Source organism: Nocardioides sp., assembly GCF_036493135.1.
Taxonomy (GTDB): domain Bacteria; phylum Actinomycetota; class Actinomycetes; order Propionibacteriales; family Nocardioidaceae; genus Nocardioides.
The window spans coordinates 14,793-29,555 of record NZ_DASXQG010000071.1; the positions used below are offsets into that span (position 1 = coordinate 14,793).

General features: G+C 71.4%; 13 protein-coding genes and 1 tRNA gene. 5 read left to right on the top strand and 9 right to left on the bottom strand.

Going from position 1 to position 14,763, the window contains the following annotated elements:
* Positions 1-88 precede the first annotated feature (88 nt).
* Positions 89-580: a YajQ family cyclic di-GMP-binding protein gene (locus VGJ24_RS13320; RefSeq protein ID WP_331501112.1), complete on the bottom strand. Its 492-nt coding sequence runs from the start codon at positions 578-580 to the stop codon at positions 89-91.
* A 94-nt stretch (positions 581-674) separates the two neighbouring features.
* Between VGJ24_RS13320 and VGJ24_RS13325 the strand changes: the two genes are divergently transcribed.
* A tRNA-Tyr gene (locus VGJ24_RS13325) sits at positions 675-757 on the top strand.
* A gap of 66 nt (positions 758-823) precedes the next feature.
* Here the strand turns inward: VGJ24_RS13325 and VGJ24_RS13330 are convergent.
* Positions 824-1,276: a hypothetical protein gene (locus VGJ24_RS13330; protein ID WP_331501113.1), complete on the bottom strand. Its 453-nt coding sequence runs from the start codon at positions 1,274-1,276 to the stop codon at positions 824-826.
* Positions 1,277-1,404: 128 nt separating this feature from the next.
* Between VGJ24_RS13330 and VGJ24_RS13335 the strand changes: the two genes are divergently transcribed.
* From VGJ24_RS13335 to VGJ24_RS13345, 3 genes are all read left to right on the top strand, one after another.
* The gene (locus VGJ24_RS13335; protein WP_331501114.1) at positions 1,405-1,878 is read left to right on the top strand and encodes a universal stress protein; all 474 of its coding nucleotides are present in this window, start codon (positions 1,405-1,407) and stop codon (positions 1,876-1,878) included.
* Between the two features lie 67 nt (positions 1,879-1,945).
* On the top strand, positions 1,946-3,565 hold the full coding sequence (locus VGJ24_RS13340; RefSeq protein WP_331501115.1) for a GAF domain-containing protein: 1,620 nt from the start codon (positions 1,946-1,948) through the stop codon (positions 3,563-3,565).
* A gap of 30 nt (positions 3,566-3,595) precedes the next feature.
* A complete protein-coding gene (locus VGJ24_RS13345) occupies positions 3,596-4,939 on the top strand; it encodes an MFS transporter (RefSeq protein WP_331501116.1) in 1,344 nt (447 codons plus the stop codon).
* A 7-nt stretch (positions 4,940-4,946) separates the two neighbouring features.
* Here VGJ24_RS13345 and VGJ24_RS13350 read toward each other — a convergent pair whose 3' ends face one another.
* From VGJ24_RS13350 to VGJ24_RS13375, 6 genes are all read right to left on the bottom strand, one after another.
* Entirely contained in the window at positions 4,947-5,753 is an 807-nt protein-coding gene (locus VGJ24_RS13350) for a siderophore-interacting protein (protein WP_331501117.1), read from the bottom strand.
* Between the two features lie 66 nt (positions 5,754-5,819).
* Positions 5,820-6,740, bottom strand: a complete 921-nt coding sequence (locus VGJ24_RS13355; RefSeq protein WP_331501118.1) for a metallophosphoesterase — start codon at positions 6,738-6,740, stop codon at positions 5,820-5,822.
* 101 nt (positions 6,741-6,841) lie between these two features.
* Complete coding sequence (locus VGJ24_RS13360; RefSeq protein ID WP_331501119.1) at positions 6,842-7,735, bottom strand: hypothetical protein; 894 nt, start codon at positions 7,733-7,735, stop codon at positions 6,842-6,844.
* A gap of 282 nt (positions 7,736-8,017) precedes the next feature.
* Positions 8,018-9,145, bottom strand: coding sequence for a fumarylacetoacetase (gene fahA / locus VGJ24_RS13365; protein WP_331501120.1), 1,128 nt, complete (start codon positions 9,143-9,145; stop codon positions 8,018-8,020).
* Positions 9,138-9,986 (bottom strand): hypothetical protein, encoded by an 849-nt coding sequence (locus VGJ24_RS13370; RefSeq protein WP_331501121.1) that lies wholly within the window; start codon positions 9,984-9,986, stop codon positions 9,138-9,140. Before VGJ24_RS13370 ends, fahA begins: the two co-directional genes overlap by 8 nt.
* Positions 9,987-10,019: 33 nt before the next feature.
* Positions 10,020-11,186 (bottom strand): acyl-CoA dehydrogenase family protein, encoded by a 1,167-nt coding sequence (locus VGJ24_RS13375; RefSeq protein WP_331501122.1) that lies wholly within the window; start codon positions 11,184-11,186, stop codon positions 10,020-10,022.
* 66 nt (positions 11,187-11,252) lie between these two features.
* Between VGJ24_RS13375 and VGJ24_RS13380 the strand changes: the two genes are divergently transcribed.
* Positions 11,253-12,479, top strand: coding sequence for an FAD-binding oxidoreductase (locus VGJ24_RS13380; RefSeq protein WP_331501123.1), 1,227 nt, complete (start codon positions 11,253-11,255; stop codon positions 12,477-12,479).
* Between the two features lie 192 nt (positions 12,480-12,671).
* On the opposite strand, the gene VGJ24_RS13385 is transcribed toward VGJ24_RS13380, so the two are convergent.
* A complete protein-coding gene (locus VGJ24_RS13385; RefSeq protein WP_331501124.1) occupies positions 12,672-14,738 on the bottom strand; it encodes an acetate--CoA ligase family protein in 2,067 nt (688 codons plus the stop codon).
* Between the last annotated feature and the right edge of the window lie 25 nt (positions 14,739-14,763).

Sequence of the window (14,763 nt, forward strand, 5' to 3'; positions counted from 1 at the left end):
GGTCATCGTCACGACCGGTGAGCATGCCTACCGGCGCCCGGACGGCGTGGGCGTCGTGCCGTTGGCTCTGCTCGGACCGTCACGGGACTCAGCGGTAGTTGGTGAACTGCACCGCGAAGTCGTAGTCCTGCTGCTTCACCAGCGCGATCACGGCCTGGAGGTCGTCGCGCTTCTTGCTGGAGACCCGGAGCTCGTCGCCCTGGATCTGCGACTTCACGCCCTTGGGTCCGTCGTCGCGGATCAGTTTGGAGATCTTCTTGGCGTCCTCCGAGGTGATCCCCTCCTTGAGGGTGATCGCGATCTTCGAGACCTGGCCGGACTGGCGGGGCTCGGAGGCGTCGAGGATCTTCAGGCTCTGGTTGCGCTTGACCAGCTTTCCCTTGAACACGTCGAGGACGGCGCTGGCGCGGTCGTCGGCCGAGGCACTGATCTCGATCGCGTCGTCGCCCTGCCACGCGATCGCGGCCCCGGTGCCCTTGAAGTCGAAGCGCGTGGCGACCTCTCGGGCGGTCTGACCGAGCGCGTTGTCGACCTCCTGTCGGTCGATCTTGCTCACGATGTCGAACGAGCTGTCGGCCATCTGGCTGCCCTCCTGGCGAATTCGGGTCTCCGGTGCTGCCTTGCTATTCTTCCGACCGCCCGACGCACCGCCGACGGCGGGGGCGGCAGGCACCGGCAGATTGCCCGAGCGGCCAATGGGAGCGGACTGTAAATCCGTCGGCTTATGCCTACCCAGGTTCGAATCCTGGATCTGCCACACCTCGAGACCCCCGGGCCGATTCCGCTCGGGGGTCTCGCCGTCGGGAGCCTCGGCCGACCGGGATCAGCGGGGCGGCATGTCCTCGGGAGCCCCGAACGCGTGCGCGACGATCTCGTCGAAGCGACGCCGGGTGTCGATCCGCGGAGACATCCGCGTGGCGAGCGTGGTGGGGAAGCCGCGTCGCGTACAGCCTCGGAGCAGTGGTGAGGTGAGGAGCACGAAGCCGCCGACGACGAACGTCCACTGGGCGATCGCGTCGGTGAGACCCACCACGGCCAGCGCCGCCACAGCGGTGATGGGTGCGATGCGGAGCACCACATGACGGAGGTCGTGGCCCAGGTCGGTGAGCAGGCTCCAGGCGAGCGGCGCGAACGCGAGCTCGAGGACGGCAAGGGCGAGCGCGAACGGCCACGGGCCCATCCATCCGTACGCCGCGAGCAGCCCGGCACCGGCGGCGAGCCCGGCCACGACCGGCCAGGCGACGTCGTACCAGGGATGCGGCCGGACGCGGGACACAGGTCGAGGGTGAGCCTCCCGGCACCGGGGCGGCAGGGTCAGCGGTCAGCGTCCCTCGGGACGAACGTCCCGATGATCGGGGCCGATGGCCGGATGCGTGCGGACCGTGCGGCCGTCACTCTGGCGCCGTGGGAGACCCTGGCGTGATCGTGGTCGGGGTGGACGGCAGTGCCGGTGCTGCGGCCGCTCTTGACTTCGCGCTCGCCGAGGGGGTGAAGCGCGGGTGCACGGTGGAGGTCGTCACCGCGTGGCTGGGCAGTGGGCACCTCGAGGGCACCCCGGACTCCGATGACCTGGCCGAGGTCCGGGCGCGGGTGCATCACATGCAGGGAGATGTGGTGGCGCGCTGTCTCGAGACGCAGGCCGAGGTCCCCGACCTGGTTCGCGTCGTCGTACACGACTACGCAGGCCGGGTGCTCGTGTCGCGAGCCGAACGAGCGTCCATGGTGGTGGTCGGCAGCGGCAACCCGAGCAGCGCCAGCCAACAGGTGCTGGGGTCGGTCGCGGAGTACTGCGTTCGCCACGCACCGGTGCCGGTCGTGATCGTCCCGGCTCCGGCGCGCCTCGAGCGCCGCGCGGCGGCGGGAGCCCAGGCCAGTTAGTGCCGCCCAAGCGCCCCCCGGCGAACGGGGTATCGCGCACCGGGCCGAGGACTAAGGTCGAAGGGTGGTGGCGGATCACCGGGGCGTCGCGGAGTACCAGATGCGTGCGCTGCTCGACGCCAACCGCGCCATCGTCGCGGACCTCGACCTGGCCCTCGTGCTGCGCCGCATCGTGGAGTCCGCGGTCGACCTGGTCGGGGCACGGTACGGCGCGCTGGCAGTGGTCGGCGTGGACGGCGCGCTCGAGGAGTTCGTCCACGTCGGGATCGACGACGAGTCGATCGCGGCCATCGGTCACCTCCCGGAAGGCAAGGGACTGCTCGGGCTGGTGATCGAGGGGCAGCAGCCGTTCCGGGTGGACGACCTCGCGGCACATCCCGGCTCGGTGGGTCTTCCCGCCGGTCATCCGCCCATGCGCGCGTTCCTCGGCGTACCGGTGCGGGTGCGCGGAGAGGCGTACGGCAACCTCTACCTCACCCGCAGCGGGGTGGAGCCGTTCAGCGCGGAGGACGAGGACCTCGTCCAGGCACTGGCGGCAACGGCCGGGGTCGCGATCGAGAACGCGCGGCTGTTCGCGGAGGCGCGGCTCCGGCAGGAGTGGCTCGCGGCCTCCACCGACGTCACCCGCCGGGTGCTCGCCGGCGACGAGGCGGCGCTCCGCCTGATCGCACGTCGTGTGCACGCGCTCGCAGACGCCGAGCTGACCACCGTCGTCCTCCCGGTGGATTCCGAGCTGTTCGTGGCGGTGGCCGAGGGCCGCGACGCGGCCGGCATCGAGGATGCGCGGTACGCCGCGTCCGGCACCCTGAGCGAGCACGTCATCCAGAACGGCAAGCCGGTGCTTCTGGCGGACGCCGAGCACACCGAGACCCTCGAAGGGCGCACCATCTACCTCAGCGGAGAGGTGCAGGTCGGGCCGGTGATGGTGCTGCCGCTGCTCGGCCGAGAGGACGTGCGCGGGACCTTGGTCGTGATGCGTGGTCATCAGCGCCGCCCGTTCACGGACGCGGATGCCGAGATGGCCACGACGTTCGCCAACCACGCGGCGCTCGCGCTCGAGCTCGCCGAGGCGCGACGCGACCAGCAGCGCGTCCTGCTCCTCGAGGACCGGGCCCGGATCGCGAGGGACCTCCACGACCACGTGATCCAGCAGGTGTTCGCCGCCGGGCTGGTCCTGCAGGCGACCGCCTCCGGGCTCCACGATCGTGCGGTCGTCGCCGCGCTGCACGAGGTCGTGGGCAACCTCGACGAGGCGATCAAGCAGATCCGGGTCTCGATCTTCCAGCTCCAGCCGCCGGTGCCCGGCGGCCTACGGGCGGCGGTCATGGACGTCGTCGCGGAGGTGCAGCCGGGGCTCGCGGTCGATCCGCGGGTCGACCTCGACGGTCCGTTGGACTCGGTGGCGACCGCCGACCTGGTCGGCGACGTCACCGCCGTGGTGCGCGAGGGCCTGATCAACGTCGCCCGCCACTCGTCCGCCTCGAAGGTGCAGCTGAGCATCCATGCCACGACCGCGCGACTGACGGTCACGATCAGCGACAACGGCGTCGGCGTAGGCGACGTCGGACGCCGCAGCGGGCTCGAAAACATGCGCGAGCGCGCAGAGCACCGCAACGGCTCGATGGTGGTCGCCGAGGTCCCCGACCTGGGCGGCACCACCTTGGTCTGGACGGTGCCGATCAGCTGAGCCGGCTGTGCCGTCCTGGATGATGGCTCGGTGACCGAGCAGATCCACGACATCGGCAGACGCCGGGCGTGGGTCATCTGGGCGGTCGGACTCTCGGTCTACGTCCTGGCCATCTTCAACCGCAGCTCGCTCGGCGTCGCGGGGCTGCTGGCCACCTCACGCTTCGGGATCTCCGCGACGCAGCTGTCGTTCTTCACGGTGCTGCAGCTGGTGGTCTACGCCGGGCTGCAGGTGCCGATCGGCGTGCTGCTCGATCGGTACGGATCCCGGGTCCTGCTGCTGAGCGGCCTCGCCCTGATGACCATCGGGCAGCTGGCGTTCGCCTTCGCCACGTCGTTCCCGCTGGCCGTGCTGGCCCGGGCGCTGGTGGGGGCCGGCGACGCCACGATCTTCGTCAGCGTGATCCGGCTGGTCACCGTGTGGTTCCTGGTCCGGCAGGCGCCGCTGATCACGCAGCTCACCGGCCAGCTCGGCCAGCTCGGCGCGATCGTCGCGGCCGCGCCGCTGTCGCTGGCTCTGGCGCATCTCGGCTGGACCAAGGCGTTCGCGCTCGCGTCGACGCTGGGGGTGGTCGGGATGGTCGCGGTCGCACTGCTGATCAAGGACTCGCCGTACGCCCGTGAAGGGGTCGCGCGGGTCAAGATGCGGGCGCTGGCCCGGACGCTGCGGCTGGTCTGGGGGAACCCGGGCACCAGGCTCGGGATGTGGTCGCACTTCAGCTCGCAGTTCAGCGCCACCGTCTTCACGCTGCTGTGGGGCTTCCCGTTCCTGGTGCGGGGCGAGGGTCTGTCGTCCGACACCGCGAGTGCGCTGCTGATGGTGATGACCGGGTGGATCATCGTCAGCGGCCTCGTGCTCGGCACCCTGGTCTCGCGCTACCCGTTCTACCGCTCGTGGATGGTCCTCACCATCGTGGCAGCGATGGCGCTCGGCTGGGCGGTCGTGCTGTTCCGCTCGACCCCGGCGCCGTTGTGGATGCTGGTCGTGCTGGTGTGTCTGATGGCGACCGGGGGCCCGGCCTCGATGGTCGGCTTCGACATGGCGCGGACCTTCATCCCGGTCGAGGCCACCGGGCGCGCCAACGGCTTCGTCAACATCGGCGGCTTCTCCGCGAGCCTGCTCACGATGGGGCTGATCGGCGTCCTGCTCGACTGGCACAGCGGCGGTGGCGGCACCGACTCCTACGATCTCGCCGACTTCCGGGTTGCGATGTCGGTGCAGTTCCCCTTCTGGGCGTTCGGCGCCGTCCAGATCCTCCGCTACCGGCACAAGGCGATCAGCCACCTGCACCGGCTGCATCCCGGTGTCGTGGAAGCCATGAAGCGCGGCGAGGCAGTGGCCCACCTCGGTTTCCACGATCGCGAGGGTGTCTAGCCTCTTGTCATGAGGTGACCGCCTCGGCCTCCATGGCCGCGACATACTCGCGCTTGATGCGCCGCCAGGCCTCGTCGGTCATCGTGCGCCGCCAGTACGGCGAGCAGGACAGGTCCCGACGGGTCATCCCGCGCTCCGTCAGCAGGTGCCGGCGTATGGCGCGGATCTCGTCGGCCTCGCCGTGCACGAATCCGAACGGCGTGCCCTCGCCGAAGTCCAGGGCCTCGACCGCGGCGAGCAGCAGGGACGCGTCGCGCTCGTCGCCGTGCCGATGCAGCCACTCCAGGTCGAGGTCGGCCCGGGTGCTCAGGTCGACCTGGTGCGCCGGGCCGTCGCAGACGACGCGGACGACGGCCCGCTCACCGGACGTCATCGCCTCGAGCGACGCGGCGATCGCCGGGAGTGCGGACTCGTCGCCGACCAGCAGGTGCCAGTCGGCGGCCGGCGTCGGCCGGTAGTCGCCGCTGGGCCCCTCGAAGACCAGGACGTCGCCGGGCTGGGCGGTGAGCGCCCAGCGGGACGCCACGCCCTCGTCGGCGTGCACCACGAAGTCGACGACGAGCTCGCGCGTCTCGGCATCCCACGAGCGCACGGTGTAGCGGCGCCGGGCCGGCCACTCCTCCTGAGGAGCGGTCTCCCGCACTGCCTTGGGGTCGAAGACCTGGTCGTACGACGCAGCGGCCGGGCGGAATGCCACGTTGACGTAGGCGTCTGTCGCGTGGGGCATCTCCAGGCGCTCGAGGTCACCACCGCCGAGGACGACCCGCACCATGCCCGGCGTCAGCTGCTCGGTGCTCGTCACACGTCCGTGCACGTCGTACCACCCTCGCTCGAAGAACTTAGGTAACCCTAACTTGGAGGCCGCGGCCGCGGCGAATCGTCAGACGACCGTGCCCTGGTTGAACTCCGAGTCCTTGCGGCTGAACATGTCGAGCCGCTCCTCGGCACTCAGCGCCTCCACCAACGGGGCCACGTCGGTCCCGAAGCCGCTCACCTCCGGCGCCTCCGGCACCGGGACGATCGTGTGCACGACGCGGTCCGGATACACATGGACGGCGTTGACCGACGTATGGCCGTCGACCGCGGAGATGAAGCGGCCGAGCGGCGCCGGGTCGGACAGGTAGCAGGTCGCGGCCGCCACCGAGACCGGGACTCCGGCGAAGGTCGAGTGCGACGTGAAGTGGTAGTGCCCACCGAGGATCGCCCGGATGTCGCTGCCCTCGACGACTGCTGCCAGCCGGTCGGTGTCGAGCAGCTCGATCACCTCCGCGACGGGGCACATCGGCGAGGTGATCGGCGGGTGGTGCAGGGCCAGCAGCGTGCCGTGCTCGGCCGGGGTCGCCAGCTCGTCGCCAAGCCAGGCGAGCTGCTCGTCGGTGATCTCGCCGTGGTGCCAGCCGGGCACGCTGGTGTCCAGGCTGATGATCCGCAGTCCCGCCACGTCGTACACCCGGTCCTGCGGGGCCTCGGACTCCTCGCCGAACAGCTCGCGTGAATACTCCGCGCGCTCGTCGTGGTTGCCCATGCACCAGATCACCTGCGCGCCGATCCGGTCGGCCAGCGGCTCGACCAGCTCGCGCACCAGGCGGTACGCCGCGGGCTCTCCGAGGTCGGCCAGATCCCCGGTGAGGACCAGTGCCTGCGGTGGCGGGTCGATCCGGCTGACCCGGTCCAGGGCTCGCCTGAAGTTGGCGACGGTGTCGATCGCGTCGTACTGCCGGGCGTCGCCGGCGAGGAGATGGGTGTCGCTGAGGTGCGCGACCACGTGGCTCGGCGGCGCGAGCTGGCCGTACTGGATCATCTCGCGAGCGTACGACGCGTCGCAGCGCGGACCCGGCCGAGCACCTCCGCGGGCCCGGCCGGGCCGTGCTCTGTGCCGGTCAGTTGCCGGTCAGTTGCCGGTCAGTTGATGCGGTTGACGTACCACCCGCGTCCGTGGGTCGCCGCGTAGAGCCGGTGGCTGAACTCGTCGAGGGTCAACCCGTAGACCGCGACCTGCGGCATCCCGTCGGTGGTCAGCCAGTGGTTGCTGCCGGCCGGCTGTACGAGGACGCCCCAGTCGGTGCCGGCGTAGATCGCACCGGTGCGCCAGTCGTAGGCGACCGCGGTCAACGGCTGGTCGCCGACGTCCGCCGAGATGTCCTTGGCCGTGATCTGCTTCGTGGCCGGGTCGTACCTGACGTCGTACAGGTGCCCGCCCGCGGCGTACGCCGAGTAGCCGCTGTACGACACGACCGCGTGGTAGGGGTCCTTCGGGTCGACGCTGATCCCGGAGATGAACCGCGTCGGAAGCGGGCCACCGACGGCAGACTGGTCGAGCCGCGTGAACGTCACGCTCGACGGGTCGGCGGCGTTGGCGTCGGTGGAGATGAACAGCCGGCCGCGTCTGGTCGCCGCCCAGAGGATGTTCGTCCTCCGCTGCGCGTGCGTGAGCGCGACGACGTAGTTGCCGGCGCCCGCGTTGTCCGTGCCGTACGTCGTACCCGACAGGTCGCCGGGACCGTTCAGCGAACTGCCGCCCAACGGCTGCCAGTCACCGCAGGTGATCGAGAAGTCCCCGGTGAACTCGTTGCAGTGCTGGTCGAGTGTCGCCTGGTCACCGCCGTTGTCCGTGGTCCGCCACACGTGCTGCAACCCGACATAGACGCTGCCTGCTGCGGTCCGGTCGCCCTCCATGGGGATGTAGAACGACGAGGTCTCGCGGCTGCCGAGCAGCGGGTCGCCGATCCAGTCCCAGCCGCTCGGGTCGGAACCGCGGAAGGTCACGTCGACCTGCGGGTTGTAGTAGGTGTGCATGCGGATGCGGGGGTGTGCCGGGTCGATGTAGCTGCTCCCGCCGTCGCCGCCGACCGACTCGGCCGGATCTTCTCGTGGATGCGTTCGGGGCCGACCGCAGCGATCGCACCCCCTCCCACCGCGACGACCGCGGCCACTCCGATGGCGAACGACTTGCCGAACCCGCGATGACATGGCAACACCTCCGAGCTAGGTGCGACGCCGACCACAACGGCGCCCGAGGCCCGATCGGGGCCATCGCCGATCCTGAACCTGTCCGACCGGTTCGGGAAGGCCTGTCAGCTAGGGACGAGCCGGCTCGATGCGGCCGGTGACCTCGCCGAGGGTGATCCGGCCGCCGCCGGTGCCGGGCGCCGAGTAGCGCAGGGTCACCTCGTCGCCGTCCTCGAGGAACGTGTGGCCGCCGGCGAACGGTTCCTTCCCGCCCCAGCTCAGCTCGAGGAACGAGCCACGCGTGTCCGGCTCCGGACCACTGATCGTGCCCGAGGCGAACAGGTCGCCCGTGCGGGTGCTCGCGCCGTTCACGGTGAGGTGGGCGAGCATCTGGCCCGGCGACCAGTACATCGTGCGGTACGGCGGCCGGCTCACCACCTCGCCGTTGAGCACGACCTCGACGGCGATGTCGAGCGCGTGGCCGCCGGAGAGGTAGGGGAGCGGCGCGGGCTCCTGAGCCGGGAGGTCGGTGCTCGCGTCCGCCAGGGCCGCCAGGGGAGTCACCCAGGCACTCACCGACGTGGCGAAGGACTTGCCCAGGAACGGTCCGAGCGGCACGTACTCCCAGGCCTGGATGTCGCGGGCGCTCCAGTCGTTCAGGCCGACCACGCCGAAGACGTGCCGCGAGAGCTCCCCGACCGGGATCCGGCTGCCGAGCTCCGACCCGACGCCGACCACGAAGCCGAGCTCGGCCTCGATGTCCAGGCGCCGGCTGGGCCCGTACGTCGGGGAGTCCTCCGTCGGTGCCTTCCGCTGGCCGCACGGCCGCACGACCGGCGTACCGCTGACGACGACGGACCCGCTGCGTCCGTGGTAGCCGACGGGAAGGTGCCTCCAGTTCGGCAGCAGGGGTTCCTGGTCGGGCCGGAAGATCCGACCGACGTTGGTGGCGTGGTCGAGCGAGGCATAGAAGTCGACGTAGTCGCCGACGCCGAAGGGCAGCAGCAGCGACACCGCGTCGAGGGGGAACGCCGGAAGTACCTCGGACCCGACCAGCTCGGTGATCTGTGCCCGGGTCCGGGCCCAGGCGTCGGGCCCGAGCGCCATGAAGGTGTTGAGAGTGGGGTGGTCCAGCTCCGGCCGCACGGTCGCGACGTCGACGACCCTGTCGTGGTACCGGACCCCGACGCGCGGGGCCGAGCCCTCGGTGACGAACACGCCGTACGGGAGGTGGTCGAGCCCGAACCCGTCACTCACGCGGAGCCTCCAGCAGGCCGAGCCCGACCAGCTCCTCGAGCGGCTCGGCGATGCTGCACGAGCCGAACGACGTGAACCAGCGCCGCGCGCCGTCGAGGTCGCTCTGCCGCGCCATCGCGACCAGGTCGTTGGCGTAGTGGTCGTCCAGCACCTGCGCGACCTCGTCGCGGCTGCCGCCGTCGAAGGCGACGCGGGTCGCCAGCAGGACGTTGAGGAAACCGAGGTGCTCGAAGCCGGTGTCGTGGTCGCGGTGCCGGACGGCGTGGTGGAGCCCGGCCGTGCACTTGTACCGCGTCTCGCGGTCGAGCGCGGCGTCGATCCAGGCCGCGACCGTCGCTGCCGCCGGGAACAGGTGCGCCTCGACGCCGCCGGTGCGGAACTTCAGGTGGTGCTCGGCCTCGGCCACCGCGTCCGCGGCTGCCAGCCAGTCGGGAGTGGGGTCGGACGGTGGCAGCTCGACGTACACCCGGGTGTCCGTCAGGTCACCGTCGGCGCGTGCCGCGTCGACGGCGGCGGTGATGCGTCGGACGTTGCCCGCCATGTCGTCCAGGTCGCGCACCGCCGCCTCGAGGCCCACGAGCCGATGCCCCTTCTTGGTGGCGAGAGACGCGACCCCCGCGACGACGCCTGCGCCGCCCGTCAGCACCACCGAGACCGGCACGTCGACGGGGACCTCGGGGAGCACGGTGTCGGTGACCACCAGTGGGCCGACGAGGTCGGCGTACCACTCGTCACGTCGACCCTGGTACGCCGCGACCGCATCGGCCAGCGGGGCGTCGCCGGGCGGGAAGATCGCGGCGTCGTCGACCAGCCCGGACCAGGCGGCGGGGACGGGACTCACGAGGTCAGCCAACCACAGCCGGCCGGTCCGGAGTCAGACGAGTGCGGCCCGCCCGCGCTTGCCGAGCTGGGCGGCGATGATCGCCCGCTGGATCTCGCTGGCACCCTCCCAGATGCGCTCCACGCGCAGCTCCCGGAAGAAGCGCTCGGCGACGTTCTCGCGCATGTAGCCGCGTCCGCCGAAGACCTGCACGGCCCGGTCGGCGATCCGGTTCGCCATCTCGCTGACGTAGAGCTTCACCATCGAGCACTGGGCGTGGGCGACCTTGAGGTCGGCGCCGGCATCGAGCGAGCGGCCGACCTCGTAGACCATCGAGCGCGCGGCGAACAGCTCGGTGAGGCTGTCGGCGAGCATTCCCTGAACCAGCTGCTTGTCGACGAGGTACTCGTCACCGATCCGTCGCTGCGCCGCGAACGCCTGCATCTCGTCGACCAGTCGCTCGGCCGCGCCGAGGCAACGGGCGCCGATCATCAGGCGCTCGTAGCGGAACCACTCGTAGACGAAGGACATCCCGTCGCCCTCACCGCCGATCAGGTTGGTCGCGGGGACCCGGACGTCCTCGAACGCCAGGATCGGGTGGTGGTGGGCGAAGGTGTGGGAGTACGCCGGGGTGCGGACCACCCGGATGCCCGGGGTGTCGTTGTCGACCACGAACATCGCCTGCTCGCCGGCGTGGTCGCCAGTCGTGAGCACGCCCTGGAAGAAGACGTGGTCGGACAGGTTGTACGACGTCACGTGCCACTTCTCGCCGTTGAGGACGTACTCGTCGCCGTCGCGTGCGGCGGTCGCCTTCAGGTCGGAGACGTCGGATCCGGCGTACTCCTCGGTGATCGCGTAGCAGCCCTCGCGCCGTCCCTCGATCGTCGGGAGCAGGTAGGTGTCGCGCTGGTGGTCGTTGGCGACCGCTGCCCACCATCCGGGAGGCGTGGTCAGGCACCACGCGAGCGCGTTGGTGACTCGGCCGCCCTGCTCCTGCACGAGCACCTGCTGCAGCGTCGAGCAGCCGCGGCCGCCGAGCTCGACCGGGATGTTGGTCGCCGTGAGGCCCAGCTCGACGGCGCGTGCCTCGATCCGGTGTCGGACATCCTCCGGCAGCTCGCCGCCGTGTTCCTCGGCGTACTGCTCGTGCGGGATCAGCTCGTCGGCGAACCCGCGGGCGCGCGCCTGGAGCTCGAGGTCCTCGGGGGTGAGTCCGTACACGGGCGCTGTCCTTCCGGGAGCAGGCGGCGTTGACTGACTGTTCAGTCTAGGTCAGGGTGGAGCATCATGACCACCGTGCCGACAACAGCAGACGTCGTGGTCGTGGGCGGGGGGACGATCGGCGCCTGGGCTGCGTGGTTCCTGCGGCGATCCGGGCTCGCCGACGTCGTGCTCCTCGAGCGGGACACCCTTGGTCAGGGCGCGAGCTCCCGCGCCGCGGGCATGGTCCGTGCGCAGGGCGGCACCGAGGCCGCGGTCCGGCTCGGCATGTTCAGCCGGGACTTCTATGCCGGCCAGCCGGACCTGCTCGGAATCGACTCCGGCTTCGTCGCGCAGGGCTACTTCATGCCGTGCTTCAGCGAGGCCGAGGTCACCTACGCGCACGACCGGATCGCGATGCAGCAGGCGATCGGGCTCGACGTCCGGTGGGTCGGGCCGGTCGAGACCGACGCGATGAACCCGGCGATGGCGCCCGGGCAGACGCTCGGGTCGTCGTACGCCGCCGACGACGGGTACATCGACCCACCGCGCAACGTCCTCGCCTACTCCGCGGCGGTTCTCGGGGCCGGTGTGCGCGTGTGCGAGAGGACCGCGTTCACCGGCCTGCTGGTGGAGGGAGGGCGCGTCGTCGGCGTTCGCACGTCGGCCGGCGACGTGGCCACCTCCCGCGTGGTGCTGACCGGCGGGCCGACCCTGGCTGCGGTCGGGTCGGCGGCGGGGGTGCGGATCCCGGCCTGGGGTGCGCGACATCAGGTGGTCGTGACCGAGGCGCATCCGGACTTCGCCGCGCAGCGGCTGCCGATGGTCTTCGACCTGATGTCGGGCATCTACTGGCGGCCCTGCGAGGGCGGCGTCCTGTGGGGGATGAGCAACCCCGAGGAGGAGCCGGGCGAGGCGACGGAGTTCGACACGGCGTACTTCGAGGTGATGCGTGCCCGGATGGCCACCCTCCTGCCGACGACCGGGAAGGTCGGGCTCCGCAAGACCTGGGCCGCCACCATCGACTACACCCCCGACCACCTGCCGATCCTCGGCCCGGCCCTCGGCGCCGACGGTCCGATCGAGGGCGCCTTCGTCGCCGCCGCTGGTGGCCACGGGATGATGTGGGGCCCCGGCGTCGCGAAGGCGATCGCCGATCTGGTCGTCTCCGGCACGACCGACGTCGTCGACGTCACCGACCTCGGGCTGGAACGCTTCGACGAGCACGGCCGGAGCCGCCTCGACCCCGACCCCATCGCCCTCCCCTTCCCCCACCCCGCTGACCCGCCGGAAGTGCACGCCCAGGAGCGCTGACCCGTCAGAAGTGCACGCCTGGGAGCGCTGACCCGTCCGAAGCGAACGCGCGACGAGCCCTCACCCGGCCGACGGTTCTCGGTGAAGACAACGCCGGCCAAGCGCTGCCAGGAGTGAGTTCCTGCCGAGTGAGAGTGGTACGCCGCACACTTCTGGCGGGTGGGCGTTGGTACGGCGCACACTTCTGGCGGGTCAGCGTTTGCGGGGCAGTACCAACGCGTCCACAACGTACGCCGCGGCTGGGCCGACCATGACCGGATTGAGGTCGACCCCGTCGAGGTGGTCGCCGAGCTCGACCGCGAGCTGTCCGAGCGACACCAGAGCGTCGGCGAGCGCGTCGGTGTCCGCCGGTGCCGAGCCGCGGTACCCGTCGAGAAGCGCCGACACCCGCAGGCGGGAGATCATCGCCAGCGAGGTCTCCCGGTCCAGTGGCGGCAGCGCGACTGCCCGGTCGGAGACCAGCTCGACCAGGACACCCCCGGCCGCGACCATCACCAAGGGCCCGAGCAGCGGGTCGCGGACGACACCGAGCGCGACCTCTACCCCGGAGGCGTGGCGCTGGACCACGACCTGCGGGCCGAGGCGCCCGGCCAGCTCGTCGTACGCCGCGGCCACCGCCGCCGAGTCGGCGAGCCCGATCCGGACGCCACCGGCCTCGGTCTTGTGGTGCACCTCGGCGGAGTCGCTCTTGAGCACCACCGGGTACCCCAGTCGCTCGGCCGCGGATACCGCCCCCGTCCCCGACCCGACGCTCCGGCCGGGCACGACCGGCAGGCCGTAGTCGGTCAGCAGCTCCGACCACTCGGGCGTCCCGAGCTCCCTGCCGGAACCGAGTCGCGACGCCCAGCGCGTCGCACGCTCGGCGTCGACGACCACCGCGGGCCGGGGCCGCGGCGGCTCGGCCATCAGGTGTCCCAGCGCGCGCAGCCCGGACGCCGTGCCCTCGAGCACGGGGATGCCCTGCGCCCGCAGCCGCGCGGCCACCACCGGGTCCAGCGACGCGGTGACGTTGGAGACGACGGCGACCGGCTTGTCGGTGCGTCGCAACAGGTTCTCGAGCACGACGGCGAAGTTCTCGTCGCCGTCGTACTCCTCGACCAGGTCGACCGCGAGCGCCACGGCGCCGGTGTCGGGATCGTCGGCCAGCGCGCTCAGGCACTCGGTGAACAGCTCGACGGTGTCGGTGCCTCGACCCCAGACGTCCAGCGGGTTCATCGGCTCCAGGCCGGGATCGAGCACCGCGGCCAGCCGCGAGACCGTCGGCTCCGACAGCGTCGCGAACCGCACGCCCAACCGCTCGGCCACGTCCGCCACCAGCACGCGCTCCGCTCCCGAGTCGTGCGCCGTCGCGATCCCGCGGCCGGTGCCGGGCAGGTGACGCCGTCCGATCGAGAACGTCTCGAGGCTGTCGGTGAGGTCGTCCAGGTCGCTGCAGCGGTGCACGCCGTACGCCGTGAACAGCGCCTCCCAGCCCGCGTCCGAGCCGGCGATCGCGCCCGAGTGTGCATCGACGAGGGCCTGGCCGCGTACCGACGTCCCGACCGTCAGTGCGCACACCGGGATGTCTCGCTGTGTGGCTTCGGCCAGCGCCGCCTCGAGCCGGGGTGCGTCGCGCATCGTCTCCAGCACCAGCCCGATCACCCCGGTCTCCGGGAGCGACAGCAGGTACTCCAGGTAGTCGGCCGTGGTGGTGACCAGCTCCTGCCCGGACGACACGGCCAGCGTGAAGCCGAGTGGGCGCCGGGTGCGGAGCAATGCCGAGAACACCGACCCGGAATGGGTGACCAGCCCGATCGGTCCGGCCGGCAGCGGATCGCGCTCGAGGTAGCCGATCGCCCGGACGCCGGTGGTCGTGTCGACGAAGCCCATGCACCCGCCACCCACCAGCGCCATGTCACCGGCCGCGGCGACCACGTCGTCCTTGACCCCGTGCGCCGGCCCGAACACCACCGCGCCCGCGTCACCGCGCTCCGAGGCGATCGCGAGGGTCGGCGCGAGCGCCTTGTCCGGTACGCCGAGCAGGACCAGGTCGACCGGCTCCGGGACGTCCGCCAACGACGGCACGCACGGTCGGCCGAACGCGGAGGTCCGGGTGGGATGCACCAGGTGGACGCGCTCGATCCCGGGGCTGCGCAACGCCTCGGTCGTCAGCCGCCAACCGAAGGAGTCAACCCGGTCGCCGGCCCCCACGACGGCCACGGACCGGGCCGCCAACGTCGTCCGAAGCCGGGCCTGGTCGGACGGGAGGGAGGTGCCCATGCTTCACCGTTCGTCGCGCGGTCCT

Excerpts from the sequence above, each read along its gene's own strand:
- VGJ24_RS13320 (WP_331501112.1), bottom strand. The coding sequence starts at position 580 with ATGGCCGACAGCTCGTTCGACATCGTGAGCAAGATCGACCGACAGGAG.
- VGJ24_RS13355 (WP_331501118.1), bottom strand. The coding sequence starts at position 6,740 with ATGATCCAGTACGGCCAGCTCGCGCCGCCGAGCCACGTGGTCGCGCAC.
- VGJ24_RS13360 (WP_331501119.1), bottom strand. The coding sequence starts at position 7,735 with ATGCACACCTACTACAACCCGCAGGTCGACGTGACCTTCCGCGGTTCC.
- VGJ24_RS13380 (WP_331501123.1), top strand. The coding sequence starts at position 11,253 with ATGACCACCGTGCCGACAACAGCAGACGTCGTGGTCGTGGGCGGGGGG.
- VGJ24_RS13385 (WP_331501124.1), bottom strand. The coding sequence starts at position 14,738 with ATGGGCACCTCCCTCCCGTCCGACCAGGCCCGGCTTCGGACGACGTTG.